General features: G+C 52.1%; 24 protein-coding genes. 17 read left to right on the forward strand and 7 right to left on the reverse strand.

The window, feature by feature from the left end; translation table 11 throughout:
- Positions 1-64 precede the first annotated feature (64 nt).
- Positions 65-796, forward strand: a complete 732-nt coding sequence (gene rlmB, locus OGY17_RS08180) for a 23S rRNA (guanosine(2251)-2'-O)-methyltransferase RlmB (protein ID WP_003830482.1) — start codon at positions 65-67, stop codon at positions 794-796.
- A gap of 120 nt (positions 797-916) precedes the next feature.
- Positions 917-2,539: an isovaleryl-CoA dehydrogenase gene (locus OGY17_RS08185; RefSeq protein WP_060682848.1), complete on the forward strand. Its 1,623-nt coding sequence runs from the start codon at positions 917-919 to the stop codon at positions 2,537-2,539.
- Positions 2,540-2,625: 86 nt separating this feature from the next.
- Here OGY17_RS08185 and yjfN read toward each other — a convergent pair whose 3' ends face one another.
- On the reverse strand, positions 2,626-2,901 hold the full coding sequence (gene yjfN / locus OGY17_RS08190; protein ID WP_003830465.1) for a DUF1471 family protease activator YjfN: 276 nt from the start codon (positions 2,899-2,901) through the stop codon (positions 2,626-2,628).
- Between the two features lie 147 nt (positions 2,902-3,048).
- Positions 3,049-3,378 carry a biofilm peroxide resistance protein BsmA gene (bsmA, locus tag OGY17_RS08195; RefSeq protein ID WP_057066585.1) on the reverse strand — a complete coding sequence of 110 codons (330 nt, stop codon included), beginning with the start codon at positions 3,376-3,378 and terminating at the stop codon, positions 3,049-3,051.
- Positions 3,379-3,559: 181 nt separating this feature from the next.
- Here bsmA and yjfP point away from each other — a divergent pair, with 181 nt between their 5' ends.
- Positions 3,560-4,309, forward strand: a complete 750-nt coding sequence (gene yjfP, locus OGY17_RS08200; protein ID WP_048227203.1) for an esterase — start codon at positions 3,560-3,562, stop codon at positions 4,307-4,309.
- Here the strand turns inward: yjfP and ulaR are convergent.
- Complete coding sequence (ulaR, locus tag OGY17_RS08205; protein WP_003025646.1) at positions 4,306-5,061, reverse strand: HTH-type transcriptional regulator UlaR; 756 nt, start codon at positions 5,059-5,061, stop codon at positions 4,306-4,308. The two genes, yjfP and ulaR, sit on opposite strands and share 4 nt — an antisense overlap.
- A 106-nt stretch (positions 5,062-5,167) precedes the next feature.
- Positions 5,168-6,232, reverse strand: a complete 1,065-nt coding sequence (gene ulaG / locus OGY17_RS08210) for an L-ascorbate 6-phosphate lactonase (protein WP_003025649.1) — start codon at positions 6,230-6,232, stop codon at positions 5,168-5,170.
- Positions 6,233-6,599: 367 nt separating this feature from the next.
- Here ulaG and ulaA point away from each other — a divergent pair, with 367 nt between their 5' ends.
- From ulaA to OGY17_RS08240, 6 genes are read left to right on the forward strand one after another with little or no spacing between them, the layout of a single operon-like run.
- The gene (ulaA, locus tag OGY17_RS08215) at positions 6,600-7,997 is read left to right on the forward strand and encodes a PTS ascorbate transporter subunit IIC (RefSeq protein ID WP_003830456.1); all 1,398 of its coding nucleotides are present in this window, start codon (positions 6,600-6,602) and stop codon (positions 7,995-7,997) included.
- 15 nt (positions 7,998-8,012) lie between these two features.
- Positions 8,013-8,318, forward strand: a complete 306-nt coding sequence (gene ulaB / locus OGY17_RS08220) for a PTS ascorbate transporter subunit IIB (protein WP_003025655.1) — start codon at positions 8,013-8,015, stop codon at positions 8,316-8,318.
- Positions 8,319-8,328: 10 nt separating this feature from the next.
- Positions 8,329-8,796, forward strand: coding sequence for a PTS ascorbate transporter subunit IIA (ulaC, locus tag OGY17_RS08225; protein ID WP_006686330.1), 468 nt, complete (start codon positions 8,329-8,331; stop codon positions 8,794-8,796).
- Between the two features lie 12 nt (positions 8,797-8,808).
- Positions 8,809-9,459 (forward strand): 3-keto-L-gulonate-6-phosphate decarboxylase UlaD, encoded by a 651-nt coding sequence (gene ulaD / locus OGY17_RS08230; RefSeq protein ID WP_060682846.1) that lies wholly within the window; start codon positions 8,809-8,811, stop codon positions 9,457-9,459.
- Between the two features lie 9 nt (positions 9,460-9,468).
- Positions 9,469-10,323, forward strand: coding sequence for an L-ribulose-5-phosphate 3-epimerase (locus OGY17_RS08235; protein ID WP_008786014.1), 855 nt, complete (start codon positions 9,469-9,471; stop codon positions 10,321-10,323).
- Positions 10,323-11,009 (forward strand): L-ribulose-5-phosphate 4-epimerase, encoded by a 687-nt coding sequence (locus OGY17_RS08240; RefSeq protein WP_060682845.1) that lies wholly within the window; start codon positions 10,323-10,325, stop codon positions 11,007-11,009. Before OGY17_RS08235 ends, OGY17_RS08240 begins: the two co-directional genes overlap by 1 nt.
- Before the next feature lie 131 nt (positions 11,010-11,140).
- On the opposite strand, the gene yjfY is transcribed toward OGY17_RS08240, so the two are convergent.
- The gene (yjfY, locus tag OGY17_RS08245) at positions 11,141-11,416 is read right to left on the reverse strand and encodes a DUF1471 family protein YjfY (protein WP_003025668.1); all 276 of its coding nucleotides are present in this window, start codon (positions 11,414-11,416) and stop codon (positions 11,141-11,143) included.
- Positions 11,417-11,715: 299 nt separating this feature from the next.
- Here yjfY and OGY17_RS08250 point away from each other — a divergent pair, with 299 nt between their 5' ends.
- The 6 genes from OGY17_RS08250 to OGY17_RS08280 all read left to right on the forward strand — a co-directional run bounded on the left by OGY17_RS08250 (position 11,716) and on the right by OGY17_RS08280 (position 15,144).
- Complete coding sequence (locus OGY17_RS08250; RefSeq protein WP_003830447.1) at positions 11,716-12,480, forward strand: TSUP family transporter; 765 nt, start codon at positions 11,716-11,718, stop codon at positions 12,478-12,480.
- Positions 12,481-12,638: 158 nt separating this feature from the next.
- Complete coding sequence (gene rpsF / locus OGY17_RS08260) at positions 12,639-13,034, forward strand: 30S ribosomal protein S6 (protein ID WP_003025672.1); 396 nt, start codon at positions 12,639-12,641, stop codon at positions 13,032-13,034.
- Positions 13,035-13,040: 6 nt separating this feature from the next.
- Positions 13,041-13,355 (forward strand): primosomal replication protein N, encoded by a 315-nt coding sequence (priB, locus tag OGY17_RS08265; RefSeq protein WP_003025674.1) that lies wholly within the window; start codon positions 13,041-13,043, stop codon positions 13,353-13,355.
- 4 nt (positions 13,356-13,359) lie between these two features.
- Positions 13,360-13,587, forward strand: coding sequence for a 30S ribosomal protein S18 (gene rpsR / locus OGY17_RS08270; protein WP_000135199.1), 228 nt, complete (start codon positions 13,360-13,362; stop codon positions 13,585-13,587).
- Between the two features lie 41 nt (positions 13,588-13,628).
- Complete coding sequence (rplI, locus tag OGY17_RS08275; RefSeq protein ID WP_003025676.1) at positions 13,629-14,078, forward strand: 50S ribosomal protein L9; 450 nt, start codon at positions 13,629-13,631, stop codon at positions 14,076-14,078.
- A 142-nt stretch (positions 14,079-14,220) separates the two neighbouring features.
- Positions 14,221-15,144, forward strand: coding sequence for a DMT family transporter (locus tag OGY17_RS08280; protein WP_060682844.1), 924 nt, complete (start codon positions 14,221-14,223; stop codon positions 15,142-15,144).
- A 64-nt stretch (positions 15,145-15,208) separates the two neighbouring features.
- On the opposite strand, the gene OGY17_RS08285 is transcribed toward OGY17_RS08280, so the two are convergent.
- Positions 15,209-15,859, reverse strand: coding sequence for a LysM-like peptidoglycan-binding domain-containing protein (locus OGY17_RS08285; protein ID WP_032942177.1), 651 nt, complete (start codon positions 15,857-15,859; stop codon positions 15,209-15,211).
- Positions 15,860-16,078: 219 nt separating this feature from the next.
- Here OGY17_RS08285 and bamJ point away from each other — a divergent pair, with 219 nt between their 5' ends.
- Both bamJ and cycA read left to right on the forward strand, forming a co-directional pair.
- Positions 16,079-16,699 (forward strand): BamJ family beta-barrel-assembly machinery protein, encoded by a 621-nt coding sequence (gene bamJ, locus OGY17_RS08290; RefSeq protein ID WP_032934269.1) that lies wholly within the window; start codon positions 16,079-16,081, stop codon positions 16,697-16,699.
- A 308-nt stretch (positions 16,700-17,007) separates the two neighbouring features.
- Entirely contained in the window at positions 17,008-18,417 is a 1,410-nt protein-coding gene (gene cycA, locus OGY17_RS08295; RefSeq protein WP_048227199.1) for a D-serine/D-alanine/glycine transporter, read from the forward strand.
- 147 nt (positions 18,418-18,564) lie between these two features.
- Here cycA and ytfE read toward each other — a convergent pair whose 3' ends face one another.
- On the reverse strand, positions 18,565-19,227 hold the full coding sequence (gene ytfE, locus OGY17_RS08300; protein ID WP_003025690.1) for an iron-sulfur cluster repair protein YtfE: 663 nt from the start codon (positions 19,225-19,227) through the stop codon (positions 18,565-18,567).
- Between the last annotated feature and the right edge of the window lie 134 nt (positions 19,228-19,361).

The following is a 19,361-nucleotide window of genomic DNA, read 5'->3' on the forward strand; positions in this document are numbered from 1 at the left end:
GACTGTAAGTCGGGCAACCTTCGCGTTGCCCGGCGTTACGCATAAACTATTAACGAGTACATTCATGAGTGAAATGATTTACGGCATCCATGCGGTGCAGGCCCTGCTGGAACGTGCGCCTGAGCGCTTCCAGGACGTCTTTATTCTCAAAGGTCGTGAAGATAAACGCCTGCTGCCGCTGATCCACGCACTGGAAGCACAGGGTGTTGTCATTCAACTGGCTAACCGTCAGTTTCTGGATGAGAAAAGCGAGGGTGCGGTACATCAGGGGATTATTGCTCGCGTGAAGCCGGGCCGTCAGTATCAGGAAAACGATCTGCCGGATCTGATTGCTACGCTCGATCAGCCGTTCTTTTTGATTCTCGATGGCGTCACCGATCCGCATAACCTGGGTGCATGCCTGCGTAGCGCTGATGCTGCTGGCGTACATGCTGTAATCGTACCGAAGGATCGTTCCGCACAGTTGAATGCGACGGCGAAAAAAGTGGCCTGTGGTGCGGCAGAAAGCGTACCGCTGATCCGCGTGACCAACCTGGCGCGCACCATGCGTATGCTGCAGGAAGAGAATATCTGGATCGTCGGAACCGCAGGTGAAGCCGACCATACTCTCTATCAGAGCAAAATGACCGGTCGTCTGGCGCTGGTGATGGGCGCAGAGGGTGAAGGTATGCGCCGTCTGACCCGCGAACACTGTGACGAACTGATCAGCATCCCGATGGCAGGGAGCGTTTCGTCATTGAACGTTTCAGTTGCGACGGGCATCTGCCTGTTTGAAGCCGTCCGCCAGCGCGGCTAATTCATTCTCTATGTCTCTTAAGCCATCCCTCGGGATGGCTTTTTTGTGACCTGAATCCCAGGCACTCTCTTGTCTGGCTGACCATACTTAAAGCGACGGCCATTGACGGAGGGAGACACAATGCACTGGCAAACGCATACCGTTTTTAACCAACCTGTACCGCTCAATAACAGTAACTTATATTTGTCCGATGGCGCGCTGTGTGAAGCGGTTATCCGCGAAGGCGCTGGCTGGGACAGCGATCTTCTCGCCAGTATTGGTCAGCAGCTAGGGACTGCCGAGTCGCTCGAACTGGGCCGTCTGGCCAATGCTTTTCCACCTGAACTGTTGCGCTACGACCCGCAGGGGCAGCGGCTGGATGATGTGCGTTTTCATCCTGCCTGGCATTTGCTGATGCAGGGATTATGCGCCAACCGCGTACATAATCTGGCCTGGGAAGAAGATGCGAGGCAGGGAACATTTGTTGCCCGGGCGGCCCGTTTCATGCTGCATGCGCAGGTTGAAGCTGGCACGTTGTGTCCGGTGACCATGACTTTTGCCGCCACGCCGCTGTTACTTCAAATGTTACCCGCCCCCTTTCACGACTGGCTTACGCCGCTGCTAAGCGACCGTTATGACTCGCATTTGCTGCCCGGTGGGCAAAAGCGTGGGCTGCTTATCGGTATGGGCATGACCGAGAAGCAGGGTGGTTCAGATGTGCTGAGCAATACCACTCAGGCAGAACGTCTTGCTGACGGCTCGTATCTGCTGGTGGGACATAAGTGGTTTTTCTCCGTGCCGCAAAGCGATGCCCATTTAGTGCTGGCCCAGGCTAAGGGGGGATTATCCTGCTTTTTTGTGCCGCGATTTTTACCTGACGGGCAGCGTAATGCTATCCGTCTTGAGAGATTGAAAGATAAGTTAGGCAACCGCTCCAACGCCAGCTGCGAGGTTGAATTCCACGATGCGATTGGCTGGCTATTGGGTGAAGAAGGGGAAGGTATACGCCATATCCTGAAAATGGGGGGGATGACGCGTTTTGACTGTGCGCTCGGTAGTCACGGTATGATGCGGCGTGCTTTTTCCGTCGCGATTTACCATGCGCACCAGCGGCAGGTCTTTGGCAAGCCATTGATTGAACAGCCGATGATGCGTCAAGTGTTAGGTCGGATGGCGCTCCAACTGGAAGGTCAAACGGCGTTACTGTTTCGACTGGCGCGGGCCTGGGACCGCCGTGCTGATGCTAAAGAAGCGCTGTGGGCCAGGTTGTTCACGCCAGCAGCGAAATTCTCCGTTTGCAAAAGCGGTATGCCACTTGTGGCAGAGGCGATGGAAGTGCTGGGTGGGATTGGCTATTGCGAGGAGAGCGAGCTGCCGCGTTTGTATCGTGAAATGCCGGTAAACAGTATCTGGGAAGGCTCTGGCAACATTATGTGCCTTGATGTATTGCGGGTACTGACCAAACAACCCGGCATATACGAGATGCTCAGTGAAGCCTTTGCGGAAGTCAAAGGGCAAGACCGACATTACGATCGAATGGTACGTCAGCTCCAGCAGCGTTTACGTAAACCCAGCGAGGCATTGGGGCGGGAGATTACGCAGCAGCTTTTCCAGCTTGGTTGCGGAGCGCAGATGTTGCGCTATGCCTCTCCTCCAGTGGCGCAGGCCTGGTGCCAAATGATGCTTGATACGCGGGGGGGACTACGATTGTCTGAGCAGGTGCTGAATGATTTGCTTCTGCGGGCAACGGGGGGATTACGGTAATAATATGCCTGATGGCGACGCTTTCGCGTCTTATCATGTCTACAGTTCACTGTAGCTCAGATAAGTTTACGCCATCCGGCAATGTGTTAAGCATAGAGTATGGCCTGTACGCGCCAGTTGTCGGGCTGCTGATCTTCGTACATTTGAATGATCCGATACCATGAGGCACCTTGTTCATCCGCTTTTAACGCGACAACACGTTCTACATCCTGCGGATTTCCTGCAATGTTACTGACAGATATCTGGCCAATTTCGTTCAGGCCAGTAACACAGTCAGCACTGGCGAATTCGGCAGACTGCGCCGTAGTACCTACCAGTCCGGCAGAAAGCAGCAGTGAGGATAAGGCAAGTGATTGTTTCATCGTCAGCTCCATTATTCGTACCCCTACACACGGCAGGGCATTCCATCGCGATAATAAACCTCAAGCTTCCTGCTGTTGGTTTATTGTGCACAGGTAAACGCATAGGGGCGCAAAGCAATGTAAAGCTGACTAAATTTCAACCCAATGTTATTTACGATACAAAATAGCCTGTGAATACCATTGGCCTGTCACGATAGTTTCATCCACTAATAAAACCACGTAGTAATCAGCTTTAGCCGCGGCGGCTTTGGCACGGATCTCTGCCAGCGCATCATCCGGAGAGCCTCTTACCAGCGCGCTAACCGTCCCTAATCGCTGTAACCCATTACTCTGGTCACGGCGGATCTCCTGCGGGTGGTCGGCAACTGGCGGTGCGGGTTGTGGCGTTCCCTGTAGCACACTACAGGCGCTTAAAAACATAACCAACAACAAAGAGGCAAACCGGCGCATAACTCTATCTCGTTTCCTGATAGCCATAGTGTAGTGCCTTATTAATTTCCCTTTAGGGGAATGTTCCCGAATTGTTATCTCTCACGCGATTTTCGAATGAAAATGTTGCGAAAGCGTAACCCAGTTCTCAACATTATGAATCATTGCCGAACACATTCGCTTGCGTTAAGTATTGCTGCATGGCATACCAGAAAGAAAGAGGCGACAAATGATCGAAATTGAAACACGACAGTTGGCGGGTATCCCTGTCCTGCACGCCGTTCCGGCTGGCAAACGCGAATGTTCACTCCCTTGTATTATCTTCTATCACGGGTTTACCTCTTCAAGCCTGGTTTACAGCTATTTTGCCGTTGCGCTGGCTCAGGCCGGGTTCCGCGTCGTCATGCCAGATGCGCCCGACCATGGCGCTCGCTTCAAAAGCGATGCCCAGGTGCGAATGCACCGCTTCTGGCATATTTTGCAGCAAAATATGCAGGAGTTTACGACGTTACGTGCGGCGCTGGTGGCGGAAAATTGGCTTTCAGATGAGCGGCTTGCCGTCGGTGGGGCGTCGATGGGGGGAATGACAGCATTGGGCATAATGGCGCGCCATCCTGAGGTTAAATGTGTAGCCAGCCTGATGGGTTCAGGCTATTTTACCCGGCTTGCGCAGACGCTTTTTCCCCCTTTACTGGTTCAGACCCCAGAGCAGCAGGCGGAATTTGATGCCGTTATCGCCCCGCTTGCCGAATGGGATGTTACGCATCAGTTACCACGCCTCGCTGACAGGCCGTTGCTGCTGTGGCATGGACAGGATGATGATGTTGTACCGGCTGTTGAAACTTTCCGCTTACAGCAAGCGCTGATTCAGGCAGGTTTGGACAACAATCTGACCTGCCTGTGGGAAGCGGGCGTACGACATCGCATCACGCCAGAAGCGCTGGCTGCGACGGTGACGTTTTTCCGCCAGCACCTTTAAACGCGCATAATGCTCACGCCCTGAGCTTCGAGCTGTTGCAGGATCTCAGGGTTCGCATTTTTGCCGGTAATCAGCATATCGATTTGATCGGCGCGGCTGAACAGCATCCCCGCGCGTTCACCGACCTTACTGCTATCGACCAACACCACCAGTTTGCCCACCACGTTAAGCATCTTCTGCTCCGCCATCGCGGTGAGCATATCGGTTTTATACAGTCCATCTGCGGTCAACCCTTTGCCACTGGTGAACATCCAGTGCCCGGCATACAGGCTATTTTCACTGCCTTGCGGGCTAAGCGTGATGGATTGGCTTTTGTTATATTGCCCTCCCATGATGATCACGCTGTCATGCTCCTGGTCGATCAGATAGTTTGCCAGCGGCAGATAATTAGTGATGATCTGCACCGGCTTGCCGCACATTTCGCGACCCAGCAGAAAGGCGGTCGATCCGCAGTTGATCACCACGCTTTCACCCGCATTCACAAGCTGGGATGCCGCCTTGGCAATGCGAACTTTTTCATCGTGGTTCTGTGCCTGGTGCAGATTCATTGGCGTCCAGCGCGGTCGCTGCTGGGTAATAGCTTCTGCGCCGTTGCGGACTTTCTTGAGTTTGCCGCTTTCATCGAGTTTGTTGATATCCCGGCGTGCTGTGGCGGGTGAAATCCCCAGACGCTCAATCACGTTCTCAACGGTAACAAAGCCCAACTGCGCCAGCATATCCAGCAATATTTGATGTCTTTGTGCTTCAGTCATGAGCTATTCCGATACAAATTGATTTGAAAAGATGATATTTGAAATAGCCTGGAAATACTAAAGTAAATGGGAAAAAATGCCGGGATGGCCCGGCATTTTGTGTGGATCACAAGAACGATTTAAACGGTAAATCTGGTTCAATCGTGAAGCAGTCGTCAAAGCCGCGCGGATAGTGATATTCAAAGTTATCTTTGTCCAGCGGCCAGGTGAACTTGCCACCCACCTGCCAGATAAAAGGCTTAAAGCCATACTTCAGCCGATCTTTTTTCATCTCCCACAGTACGCGGATCTCCTGAGGATCGGCCTGGAAGTTTGACCAGATATCGTGATGGAAAGGGATCACCACTTTTGTATTCAGGGCCTCCGCCATACGCAGCATGTCGGAACTGGTCATTTTGTCCGTAATTCCCCGTGGATTCTCGCCGTAGGATCCGAGCGCGACGTCGATCTGGTGCTCATTGCCATGCTTTGCATAGTAGTTGGAGTAGTGTGAATCACCGCTGTGATAAAGCGTACCGCCCGGCGTTTTGAACAGATAGTTTACGGCGCGGGCATCCATACCATCCGGCAGCACGCCTGCCGCTTTTTGATCGGCAGGAAGCGTGATCAATGCCGTACGATCAAACGCATCAAGCGCATGAATTTCAATATCTTTCACTTTCACCACATCGCCAGGTTTTACCACGATGCAGCGCTCTTTTGGTACACCCCAACCGATCCACAGATCCACACAAGTCTGCGGTCCAATAAACGGCACGTCGTCGGCACAGTTCTGCATGACGGCTGCTGCAACATTTACGTCGATGTGATCGTTATGATCGTGCGTGGCCAGCACCGCATCGATCTGACGAATGGCAAACGGATCAAGAACAAACGGCGTGGTGCGCAGGTTTGGCTGCAGCTTCTTCACGCCCGCCATGCGTTGCATCTGGTGACCGGTTTTCATCAGCGGGTTACCGTGACTCTGTTTACCCGTACCGCACCAGAAATCGACGCAGACGTTAGTTCCGCCTTCAGACTTTAGCCAAATTCCGGTGCAGCCAAGCCACCACATAGCGAAAGTGCCAGGTGCGACCTGTTCCTGCTCGATCTCTTCATTGAGCCAGCTTCCCCACTCCGGGAATGTGCTCAGAATCCATGATTCACGCGTGATGCTTTTTACTTTACTCATCGCAATTACCTTCATGTTTGTTCAAGTTGAATCAAATGATGATTTGTTTTGATTGATACTGACATCATTTTCTCAAGAAGGCAATGCGCTGATTTTTGGTGTTGAATGGGAAAATGTGAACAAATAACAACGTGACAAGATGGTTTATATGAAATGTATTTTTGTATTTTATTGTTTTAAATGAATTTATTTTGGTGTGTATGAATTTGAAGTAAATCCACTCTGCAAGTAAGAGAATTATTTGCGTACTTCATCACATTTAATCAAATTCAATCTTGTTGTGATTACTTTTGAAAATTAGAGTGAGGGCACAACATCCTGGGCATCTGTAATGAATGTTCAGCAACTTCGTCTACTGGAGATCGTTATGGAGATCCTCTACAACATCTTTACCGTCTTTTTTAATCAGGTCATGACCAATGCACCGTTGCTGTTGGGTATTGTGACCTGCCTCGGCTACATCCTGTTGCGTAAAAGTGTCAGCGTCATTATCAAAGGCACGATCAAAACGATTATCGGTTTTATGTTATTGCAGGCAGGGTCGGGCATTCTGACCAGCACGTTTAAACCGGTGGTGGCGAAGATGTCTGAGGTTTACGGTATCAATGGCGCGATCTCCGATACCTATGCCTCCATGATGGCAACCATCGAACGAATGGGTGATGCCTACAGTTGGGTAGGGTACGCCGTACTGTTAGCGCTGGCGCTGAACATTTGTTACGTACTGCTACGGCGTATTACCGGCATTCGAACCATCATGCTGACTGGGCACATCATGTTCCAGCAGGCGGGGCTGATTGCTGTCTCTTTCTACATCTTTGGTTACCCGATGTGGACCACCATCATCTGTACCGCGGTGCTGGTGTCGCTCTACTGGGGCATTACCTCCAATATGATGTACAAACCGACGCAGGAAGTAACTGACGGCTGTGGTTTTTCCATCGGTCACCAGCAGCAGTTCGCCTCCTGGATTGCTTACAAAGTCGCGCCGTATCTGGGTAAGAAAGAGGAGAGCGTAGAAGATCTCAAGCTGCCAGGCTGGCTGAATATCTTCCATGACAACATCGTTTCCACCGCGATTGTGATGACCATCTTTTTCGGGGCGATCCTGCTCTCTTTCGGCATAGATGTGGTTCAGGCGATGGCGGGTAAAACCCACTGGACGGTCTATATCCTGCAAACCGGTTTTTCGTTTGCTGTCGCTATCTTCATCATCACCCAGGGCGTACGTATGTTCGTTGCTGAACTTTCAGAAGCGTTCAACGGTATCTCTCAACGTCTGATCCCCGGCGCGGTGTTGGCTATCGACTGCGCAGCGATTTACAGCTTTGCCCCCAACGCGGTGGTCTGGGGCTTTATGTGGGGTACCATCGGCCAACTGATCGCGGTAGGTATTCTGGTTGCCTGCGGCTCTTCCATCCTGATTATCCCAGGCTTTATCCCGATGTTCTTCTCGAACGCCACTATCGGCGTATTTGCTAACCACTTTGGCGGCTGGCGCGCGGCGCTCAAGATTTGCCTGGTGATGGGGATGATCGAAATCTTCGGCTGCGTCTGGGCGGTTAAGCTCACCGGTATGAGCGCCTGGATGGGCATGGCGGACTGGTCAATTCTGGCACCGCCGATGATGCAAGGCTTTGCCTCCATCGGCATCGTGTTTATGGCCGTCATTATTCTGATTGCACTGGCTTATATGTTTTTCGCAGGGCGCACGTTGCGTGCTGAGGAAGACGCAGAAAAACAACTGGCAGAACACTCTGCTTAATAAGGAGTTCCGATTATGACCGTACGTATTCTGGCTGTGTGTGGCAATGGGCAGGGCAGTTCCATGATCATGAAAATGAAGGTGGACCAGTTTTTAACCCAGTCAAATATTGACCATACGGTAAACAGCTGCGCCGTGGGCGAATACAAAAGTGAACTGAGCGGCGCGGATATCATCATCGCCTCTACGCATATCGCCGGTGAGATTACCGTTTCTGGCAATAAATATGTCGTTGGCGTACGCAACATGCTGTCTCCTGCCGATTTTGGACCAAAACTGCTGGAAGTGATCAAAGCGCATTTCCCGCAGGACGTGAAGTAAGGGGCGGCATATGAAATTACGTGACTCGCTGGCAGACAATAATTCCATCCTTTTGCAAGCCGAGGCCAGTACCTGGCAGGAAGCGGTAAAGCTTGGTGTGGATCTGCTGGTTAAGGCCGATGTGGTTGAACCACGCTACTACCAGGCCATCCTTGATGGCGTTGAGCAGTTTGGCCCGTACTTTGTGATTGCACCAGGCTTGGCAATGCCGCACGGCCGTCCGGAGGAAGGGGTCAAGAAAACCGGTTTTGCGCTGGTGACGCTGAAAACGCCGCTGGTGTTTAACCACGAAGATAACGACCCGGTCGATATTCTGATAACGATGGCGGCAGTTGATGCCAACACGCATCAGGAGGTGGGCATCATGCAGATCGTGAATCTCTTTGATGACGAAGCCAATTTCGACCGTTTACGCGCCTGTCGCACCGCGCAGGAAGTGTTGGATTTAATTGATAACGCCACTGCGGCGGCTGTTTAAAAGGATACCAAAATGTCATTACCTATGTTGCAGGTTGCGCTGGATAACCAATCAATGTCTTCCGCGTATGAAACGACGCGTCTGATTGCCGAAGAGGTCGATATCATTGAGGTGGGCACTATTCTTTGCGTGGCAGAGGGCGTGCGCGCCGTACGCGATCTGAAGGCGCTTTACCCGCATAAAATTGTGCTGGCGGACGCCAAAATTGCCGATGCGGGAAAAATCCTCTCCCGAATGTGTTTCGAAGCCAACGCTGACTGGGTCACCGTCATCTGCTGTGCGGATATCAACACCACCAGGGGGGCACTGGAGGTGGCGAAAGAATTTAACGGTGATGTACAGATTGAACTGACGGGTTACTGGACCTGGGAGCAGGCGCAAGAGTGGCGTGACGCGGGCATTGGGCAAGTTGTGTATCACCGCAGCCGTGATGCGCAGGCAGCGGGTGTGGCGTGGGGAGAGGCGGATATCAGCGCGATCAAACGCCTGTCCGAGATGGGCTTTAAAGTCACCGTCACCGGCGGTCTGGCGTTGGAAGATCTGCCGCTGTTCCAGGGAATTCCGATTCACGTATTTATTGCCGGTCGCAGCATTCGCGATGCCGCCTCTCCGGTGGAAGCGGCCCGTCAGTTCAAACGTTCTATCGCCCAGCTGTGGGGATAAGGAGCGACTATGTTGTCGAAACAGGTCCCGCTCGGTATTTATGAAAAGGCACTCCCCGGCGGGGAGTGCTGGCTGGAACGTTTGCAGCTGGCGAAGGAACTGGGCTTTGACTTTGTCGAAATGTCGGTTGATGAAACCGACGCTCGCCTGGCGCGTCTTGACTGGAACCGCGAGCAGCGACTGGCGCTGGTGGCCGCTATCGCCGAGACAGGGATACGGGTACCGTCCATGTGCCTGAGCGCTCATCGACGTTTCCCGCTGGGCAGTGAAGATGATGCGGTACGCGAACAGGGGCTGGAGATCATGCGTAAAGCCATTCAGTTTGCGCAGGATATCGGTATTCGCGTTATTCAACTGGCGGGTTACGACGTTTATTACCAGCAGGCCAATAACGAAACGCGTCGTCGGTTTCGCGATGGGCTGAAAGAAAGCGTAGAGATGGCGAGCCGTGCACAGGTGACGCTGGCGATGGAAATCATGGATTATCCACTGATGAATTCGATCAGTAAGGCGCTGGGATACGCTCACTATCTCAACAATCCGTGGTTCCAGTTGTATCCCGATATCGGCAATTTGTCGGCGTGGGACAACGATGTGCAGATGGAGCTGCAGGCGGGAATGGGCCATATCGTTGCCGTACACGTGAAAGATACCAAACCCGGCGTATTCAAAAATGTGCCGTTTGGTGAAGGGGTTGTCGATTTCGAACGTTGTTTTGCGACGCTCAAACAGAGTGGGTATTGCGGGCCATACCTGATTGAGATGTGGAGTGAAACGTCGGACGACCCGGCACGTGAAGTGGCGAAGGCGCGCGACTGGGTGAAAGCGCGTATGGCCAGCGCCGGTCTGGTGGAGGCGGTGTAATGCAAAAACTCAAACAGCAGGTTTTTGAGGCTAATATGGATCTGCCGCGCTACGGGCTGGTGTCGTTTACCTGGGGTAATGTCAGCGCCATCGACCGCGAACGCGGGATGGTGGTGATTAAGCCCAGCGGCGTCGACTACCAGACAATGACAGTGGACGACATGGTAGTTGTGGATCTGCACGGCAACGTGGTGGAAGGACGCTATCGTCCTTCTTCCGATACCGCCACCCATCTGGCGCTGTATCGTCGCTATTCCTCTCTTGGCGGCGTGGTGCATACCCACTCAACCCACGCGACGGCATGGGCGCAGGCAGGTCTGGCAATTCCTGCGCTAGGCACGACGCATGCGGACTACTTCTTTGGCGATATCCCCTGCACCCGGGCGTTAACTGAAGCGGAAGTTCAGGATGAGTATGAGCTGAATACCGGCAGGGTGATTGTTGAAACGCTGGGGGAGGTGGAACCTTTGCATACGCCAGGCGTAGTGGTGTACCAACATGGCCCGTTTGCCTGGGGTAAAGACGCTCATGACGCGGTACATAACGCGGTGGTGATGGAAGAGGTGGCAAAAATGGCATGGATTGCGCGTGGCATTAATCCGGCACTCAGCGCTATCGACAGTTATCTGATGAATAAGCACTTCATGCGTAAGCACGGCCCAAATGCCTATTACGGGCAGAAGTAGGAAAAAACGTTCCGGAGCCAACTCTTCATGGGGATGAGATCGGTCTGGCTTCGGGATTGTTTTGCAAAAAAAGCCCCCAGTGAAGGGGGCAAGTCAAACTGTGGCAATGTTCTCGTTGGTTATTTCTGGTGTTAACGATAAATATCTGCACTGGCGTGCATATTTCCGTTACTACCGGGTTCCCTGGTGAGGATCACGTGGTAGTAGGTTGCGCCTTGCGCATCGGTCTCTTCATTCAGGGCCTGAGTGGCTTCACTTTCAGTGGCGAAGTTATGATTTATGTAAATGACGCCTAAGCTCTGCACATCATCCATGTTCCTGGCCTGATGGTTATCAATTTTGATGGCTGCCGTTGCATTTGCACTGAGCAAAAGCACAGCCAGAAGGGTCAAAACACGGGCTCGCATATGTACCTCCTCGACTGCGGTCTCTGGTTGCCTCTCTCCTGTGAGTGATTAACTTCTGATGTAATTTTAACCGCTACCAGCGCAGTCGATAGCGACCATTTCTGATGCAGTTGTTCAAAAAATTACCGCATAACCATCTTTTCTTTAATTAACAGTCTGCTGGTGGATACCGCTGCGGTGAAAAAATACCTGCCTTTCGCGCATAAGCTCTTACCAAATAGTCAATTTAATCGGGTGAGTACGCCGTTTATAGTGAGCCGGATAATTAATATAACTTTATGATAATAAGGCAAAAACTTATGGATACTTCATTCATGGATTTCAGCTATTTCGTGGTTATGTTTATGGTCGCGCTGGTGGCTGGCTTTATTAACGTGGTGTCGGGTGGTGGTGGATTTCTCTCTATTGGCGCACTCTTAATTTCTGGTTTACCCCCGGCTAATGCGCTGGCAACCAATAAAATTCAGGCTCTGGGTAGCTCGCTGACCTCCGGAATTTACTTTTTACGCCGAGGACATATCAACGTGCAGGAGCACAAGTATGTGTTTTTATCTGCCTTTATCGGTTCTGCGCTGGGAACGACGCTTATCCAGTTCATTGAACCGGAACTGCTGAAGAAACTGCTCCCAATCCTGATTATCGCAGTCGCCATTTACTTTATTTTTGCGCCAAACCTTAGCGAACCGAAAAGAAAGCAGCAGGTATCCCTGTTTCTCTTCTCGTTGATCGGTGGGGGATGTATTGGTTTTTATGATGGCTTTCTCGGTGCTGGGGCAGGTTCCTTTTATACCCTCAGCTATATTCTGCTGTGGGGATACAGTATTGATAAAGCGCAAATCCACTCGAATTTTATTAACCTGGCGTCGAACATCGCCTCGATTTTGTTCTTCATTTTCGGCGGTAAAATGATCTGGTCGCTGGGTTTGGTGATGTTTGCAGGGCAATCCCTTGGCGCACGTCTTGGTGCGACAGTCGTACTGACGCGCGGTAAGAAAGTCATCCGACCCATGATTGTCATTGTCTCCATTTGTATCAGCATCAAAATGCTGCTGGATATGTATTAATGGCGACATGATAAATAATCGTACAAGCACCTTGAGTTTACCTGCTGACCCCAGTATTATGACGCGTCATTTTTCAGCCGACCTTTAACACGTTCCTTGCCTCCATGGGCCTCGGCTGACCCAGACAGGAGGCTGAATAATCCGTAAGGAGCAATTCGATGCGTCATTACGAAATCGTTTTTATGGTCCATCCTGACCAGAGCGAACAGGTTCCGGGTATGATCGAACGCTACACTGCTGCCATCACTGGTGCAGAAGGCACGATCCACCGTCTGGAAGACTGGGGCCGCCGTCAGCTGGCTTACCCGATCAACAAACTGCACAAAGCTCACTACGTTCTGATGAACGTTGAAGCGCCGCAGGAAGTGATCGATGAGCTGGAAACTACCTTCCGCTTCAACGATGCCGTTATCCGCAGCATGGTTATGCGTACTAAACACGCTGTTACCGAAGCATCTCCGATGGTTAAAGCGAAAGACGAGCGTCGTGAACGTCGCGATGATTTCGCTAACGAAACCGCAGATGATGCTGAAGCTGGGGATTCTGAAGAGTAATTTCTGATGACCAACCGTCTGGCGTTGTCCGGCACCGTGTGCAGGGCTCCCCTTCGAAAGGTCAGTCCATCAGGAATTCCTCATTGCCAGTTCGTGCTTGAGCATCGTTCTGTGCAGGAGGAAGCCGGGTTTCACCGGCAGGCGTGGTGCCAAATGCCCGTTATTATTAGCGGACACGAAAACCAAGCCATTACTCACAGTATAACGGTCGGTAGCGCAGTGACCGTTCAGGGGTTCATCTCTTGCCACAAGGCAAAGAACGGCCTGAGCAAAATGGTTCTGCATGCCGAGCAGATTGAATTGATAGATTCTGGAGACTAGCCATATGGCACGTTATTTCCGTCGTCGCAAGTTCTGCCGTTTCACCGCGGAAGGCGTTCAAGAGATCGACTATAAAGATATCGCTACGCTGAAAAACTACATCACCGAAAGCGGTAAGATTGTCCCAAGCCGTATCACCGGTACCCGTGCAAAATACCAGCGTCAGCTGGCTCGCGCTATCAAACGCGCTCGCTACCTGTCCCTGCTGCCGTACACTGATCGTCATCAGTAATCGGTCACGGTCCATTAATACGACTTTGAGAGGATAAGGTAATGCAAGTTATTCTGCTTGATAAAGTAGCAAACCTGGGTAGCCTGGGTGATCAGGTTAACGTTAAAGCGGGCTATGCTCGTAACTTCCTGGTACCACAGGGTAAAGCTGTTCCTGCTACCAAGAAAAACGTTGAATTTTTCGAAGCGCGTCGCGCTGAGCTGGAAGCTAAACTGGCTGACGTTCTGTCCGCTGCTGAAGCTCGTGCAGAGAAAATCAACGCACTGGAAACCGTAACCATCGCGTCTAAAGCTGGCGACGAAGGTAAACTGTTCGGTTCCATCGGTACTCGCGACATCGCTGACGCTGTAACTGCAGCTGGCGTTGAAGTAGCTAAGAGCGAAGTTCGTCTGCCGAACGGCGTTCTGCGTACCACTGGCGAGCACGAAGTGAGCTTCCAGGTTCACAGCGAAGTGTTTGCTAAGCTGACTGTAAACGTAGTTGCAGAATAAGTTTTTATTCTGATGACCGCGTAAAAGCGCCGGCCCTGTGCCGGCGTTTTGCTTTTCTGTTCCCCCGCTTTTCTCTCTGGCTATTCTTTATCCTTTTCGGGATAATCACAAAAATAAAACATTATTTCAAAGTGGTGATGGAATGGAACCAACGCACCAACCTCTGTTTGCGCGTAAAAATGTTGTCTACCTGAGCGCAGCGTTCTGCTGTCTGTTGTGGGGGAGCGCCTATCCGGCGATCAAAAGCGGATATGAGATCTTCCAGATTGCCACGGATGACATTCCCTCAAAGATTGTCTTTGCCGGATATCGCTTTCTGTTTGCGGGATTATTGCTGCTACTGCTGGCGGTAGCGCAGCGTAAACCGATTGGCCGGTTAAGCCCGCGTCAGTACGGCCAACTCACGCTGTTGGGGCTAACGCAAACCTCGCTGCAATACATCTTCTTCTACATTGGCCTGGCGTTCACGACGGGAGTGAAAGGGTCCATCATGAATGCGACCGGGACCTTCTTCAGCGTGCTGCTGGCCCATTTTATCTACCATAACGACAAACTGAGCTACAACAAAGCGCTGGGCTGTATTCTGGGCTTTACCGGTGTAATGGTGGTGAACTTTAGCAGCGGACTGGATTTTAGCTTCAGCCTGTTAGGAGACGGCTCAGTAGTGATGGCGGCCTTTATTCTCTCTGCTGCCACGCTATATGGAAAACGTATTTCTCAGACGGTGGACCCGACGGTAATGACAGGGTACCAGTTGGGCGGTGGCGGTCTGGCGTTGGTTATCGGCGGCTACGCTTTTGGCGGCACGCTAACCGTAAACGGTGCGTCTTCGGTGGCGATTCTCGGCTACCTGACGTTACTCTCTTCGGTCGCTTTCGCCTTGTGGAGTATTCTGCTCAAGCATAATCGCGTGGGGATGATTGCGCCGTTTAACTTCCTGATCCCGGTTTCGGGTGCAGTGCTGTCGGCAATATTCCTCGGTGAAAACATTCTCGAATGGAAATATGCGGTAGCGCTGGTGCTGGTGTGTTCGGGGATCTGGTGGGTGAACAAGGTGAAACGCTGACGTTTCACCTTGATGCCTGATGGCGCTATCGCTTATCAGGCTTACAATCGCGGGGTCACAGCGCTTAACGGGCGCGGATAAAACTGCCGTTAGGCTGGCGGGTAAACAGGACCTGCTGACCATTCCCGGTATCAATGGTTAATCCCGTCACCACGCCATTGGCATTCTGCCTGATCTGTATCATCTGACCGTCTTTCAGATTGCTCAGTGGTTTTCCGGCGCCTTCAACCTGTGCCATCGCATACACATCGGTTGGCGGGAGGTTATGGTCACGGAATACCTGCGCCAGCGTTTTACCTGAGTCTACGCGATAGGAGCGCCACTGCTGGTCAATTCCGCTATCCTGTTGGAAAGGTTGTGTCTGCGGCTGAGATTGCTGGACCTGAGGCTGCGCGTCAGGTTCGCCTTCCTGGATTGGCTCTGGCGCAACCGGAGCGACCTGGCCGGGATCGTTTTGCGGCGGGACAAGCTGTGCCTGCAGCTGAGCCTCGGTCGGTGGCTGCGACTGTGACTGTAAATCCAGCTGGGCAGTACGCGTCACCACAGGGGTATCGCTGGTGTCACTGGAAGGGAGCAGGAAACCTATCACCAACACAATAGCAGCAATAATAATGCCGCGGCGGTGCATAGGCGGTAGCGGGTCCATAATGCGAAAATTGTCCGGTGCATGCCAGATTTTCGCCAGGGTTGGTTTTAATTCAAAGCGCCCGGGCATGGCTTTCCTCCTGCTCCGCGTCTCGTTCCTCGATCATAGAGTATAGATGGCTAACGCTATGATGTTCGTCATATTACCCGCTTTCGTGACGTCAACGCGGGATATTCCTATTGTTTATGTTTCCTCGCGATTTGTCATCTGTTCCCGAGACAAAGTTTTACCGGATGCGGCATGGCTGATATGCTGCCCGCTACTTTACATCCGATGAAAGGAAATATGATGGCTAACCCGACTTTTGACACTATCGAAGCGCAAGCAAGCTACGGCATTGGTTTGCAGGTAGGACAACAGCTGAGCGAATCCGGACTGGAAGGACTGTTGCCTGAAGCGCTGGTAGCGGGTATCGCTGACGCGCTGGAAGGTAAGCACCCGGCAGTGCCGGTTGATGTTGTGCATCGCGCACTGCGTGAAATCCACGAACGTGCTGATGCAGTTCGTCGCGAGCGTTTCCAGGCTATGGCGGCTGATGGCGTCAAATATCTGGAAGAAAACCGTGAGAAAGACGGTGTGAACAGCACTGAATCCGGTTTGCAGTTCCGTGTTCTGACCCAGGGTGAAGGTGCTATTCCGGCACGTACTGACCGCGTTCGCGTGCACTACACCGGTAAGCTGATCGACGGTACCGTATTTGACAGCTCTGTCGCACGTGGCGAACCGGCTGAATTCCCGGTTAACGGCGTAATCCCAGGCTGGATTGAAGCGCTGACCCTGATGCCGGTAGGTTCCAAATGGGAACTGACTATTCCTCAGGAACTGGCTTACGGCGAGCGTGGCGCTGGCGCGTCCATTCCTCCGTTCAGCACGCTGGTATTCGAAGTTGAGCTGCTTGAGATCCTGTAAGCAGTGACTTCTGTTCCCCCCGAGGCCGGGGGGAGCAAAAAAATAGCGTGAAAAGCTATAGTTACGTCGTTGTCGATATTTTATCTTGCAAATGCCCCATCAGCGTGTATTTTTGTGAGCTGATTCGCGCTATCAGAGTGATATGACACTCACTTTAAACATTAAATTAACATTATATCTAAATCTTAGTATTCATCCCGCCAATTCTTACCTAATATCGATGAGTCCTGATAACAGGATCGTCGTATCATAGACACACTAAAGGCCGTAGAGCCTGAACAACACAGACAGGTACAGGAAGAAAAAACATGGTAGATCAGGTAAAAGTCGACACCGCTGAAGAGGCGTCGTCTGAACAGTCGCTACGGCGCAATCTCACAAACCGTCATATTCAACTTATTGCTATTGGTGGCGCTATCGGTACTGGCCTGTTTATGGGCTCCGGTAAAACCATCAGTCTCGCCGGACCGTCGATCATCTTTGTGTATATGATCATCGGTTTTATGCTGTTTTTCGTGATGCGTGCAATGGGTGAATTGCTGCTCTCGAATCTGGAGTACAAATCGTTTAGTGATTTTGCCTCTGACCTGCTCGGGCCATGGGCCGGGTATTTTACCGGTTGGACCTACTGGTTTTGCTGGGTCGTTACCGGGATGGCAGACGTTGTCGCCATTACCGCGTATGCGCAATTCTGGTTCCCCGAACTCTCAGACTGGGTCGCCTCGCTGGCGGTGATCGTGCTACTGCTGAGCCTTAACCTCGCCACCGTAAAAATGTTCGGTGAGATGGAGTTTTGGTTCGCGATGATCAAAATCGTTGCCATTATCGGCCTGATTGTCGTCGGTCTGGTGATGGTGCTGACGCACTTCCAGTCGCCAACCGGCGTTCAGGCATCGTTCACGCACTTGTGGAATGACGGTGGCTGGTTTCCGAAAGGTCTGAGTGGCTTCTTTGCCGGCTTCCAGATAGCGGTGTTCGCATTTGTGGGTATTGAGCTGGTGGGTACGACCGCAGCAGAAACCAAGGATCCGGAGAAATCTCTGCCGCGCGCCATTAACTCGATTCCAATCCGTATCATCATGTTCTACGTGTTCGCGCTGATCGTGATTATGTCCGTTACGCCGTGGAGCTCGGTAGTGCCAACCAAGAGCCCATTCGTTGAACTGTTTGTGCTGGTTGGTCTGCCTGCTGCGGCGAGCCTGATCAACTTTGTGGTGCTGACTTCAGCTGCCTCTTCTGCAAACAGCGGCGTGTTCTCTACCAGCCGTATGCTGTTCGGTCTGGCGCAGGAAGGCGTGGCACCTAAAGCGTTTGCCAAGCTGTCTAAACGCGCAGTTCCGGCGAAGGGTTTAACCTTCTCCTGTATCTGTCTGCTGGGCGGCGTGGTGATGCTGTACGTGAACCCGAGCGTGATTGGCGCCTTCACCATGATCACCACCGTATCGGCGATTCTGTTCATGTTCGTCTGGACCATCATTCTTTGCTCGTACCTGGTGTACCGCAAGCAACGTCCTCACCTGCATGAAAAATCAATCTACAAGATGCCGTTAGGCAAGCTGATGTGCTGGGTATGTATGGCGTTTTTCGTCTTCGTACTGGTACTGCTGACGCTGGAAGAAGATACCCGCCAGGCGCTGATCGTCACGCCGTTGTGGTTCATCGCGCTGGGTCTGGGCTGGTTGTTTATCGGTAAGAAACGTATGGCAGGCGTGCGTTAATCGCTAAGACGTGAGATGTAGGCCGGATAAGGCGTTTACGCCGCATCCGGCACTATGCTGGCGGGGTTGCCTGATGCGGCTTCGCCTTATCAGGCCTACGTTCGAGGTCGTTGTAGGCCCGGTAAGCGCTAGCGCTACCGGGCTTTTTTATTCACCTGCGAGGGCACGCGGGAACAACACATTGTTTTCCAGGCTGATGTGTTCCATCAGGTCGTCGATCATCTCGTTAATGCCGTTATACATGGCTTTCCAGGTGGTGCAGGCCTCTGGTGGCGGCGTAACGTTATGGGTGATGTGTTTGATCACTTCTACTAGTTCACCCGCATCGTCATGTTCGCTTTCCATCACGCTGATTGGCCCCATCGCCTGGCTACCCATGCCCTGTTTAATCATCGGGAACAGGATCTGCTCTTCCTTCATCATGTGGCTGGACAGCTCTTCATGCAGCATGGTCAGGTTTTTTGCCAGACCGCGCGGTACGTTCGGTTTGTCTGCGTGAACGCGTTCAACTTTAGTGGCCTGCAGGATCAGCTCCGGCAGCTGTTCGCGGTGTCTGTCGTGATAACGCACGATGATATGGTCGATGATTTCAGCCAGAGCCACGGTACGCCAGTCTTTCTCCAGCGGCTGTTCAGCCAGCTGCGCGAGCTGCGCCTCAATAACGTCTAAATCCAGCTCTTTACGCGCGGCAGCGCGTGCCAGCGTTTGCTTACCGCCGCAGCAGTAATCCATATCGTATTTACGAAACAGGGCCGAAGCGCGAGGAATAGAGAGCGCCAGTTCACCTAAAGGTTGATCGCGATAAGACATTGCCGTTACCTCATTCTCAATAATATAAGGTGCATTTTAAATGCAACTTATGGCGAAGGATATAACCCTTTCGGGGTGGGGTGTTTTGTGAAGGGCGTCACGAAAATTTCTTATCTCGTTAAGATGCTGAATCT

This window comes from Citrobacter sp. Cpo126 (assembly GCF_030332445.1).
Classification (GTDB): Bacteria; Pseudomonadota; Gammaproteobacteria; order Enterobacterales; family Enterobacteriaceae; genus Citrobacter; species Citrobacter portucalensis.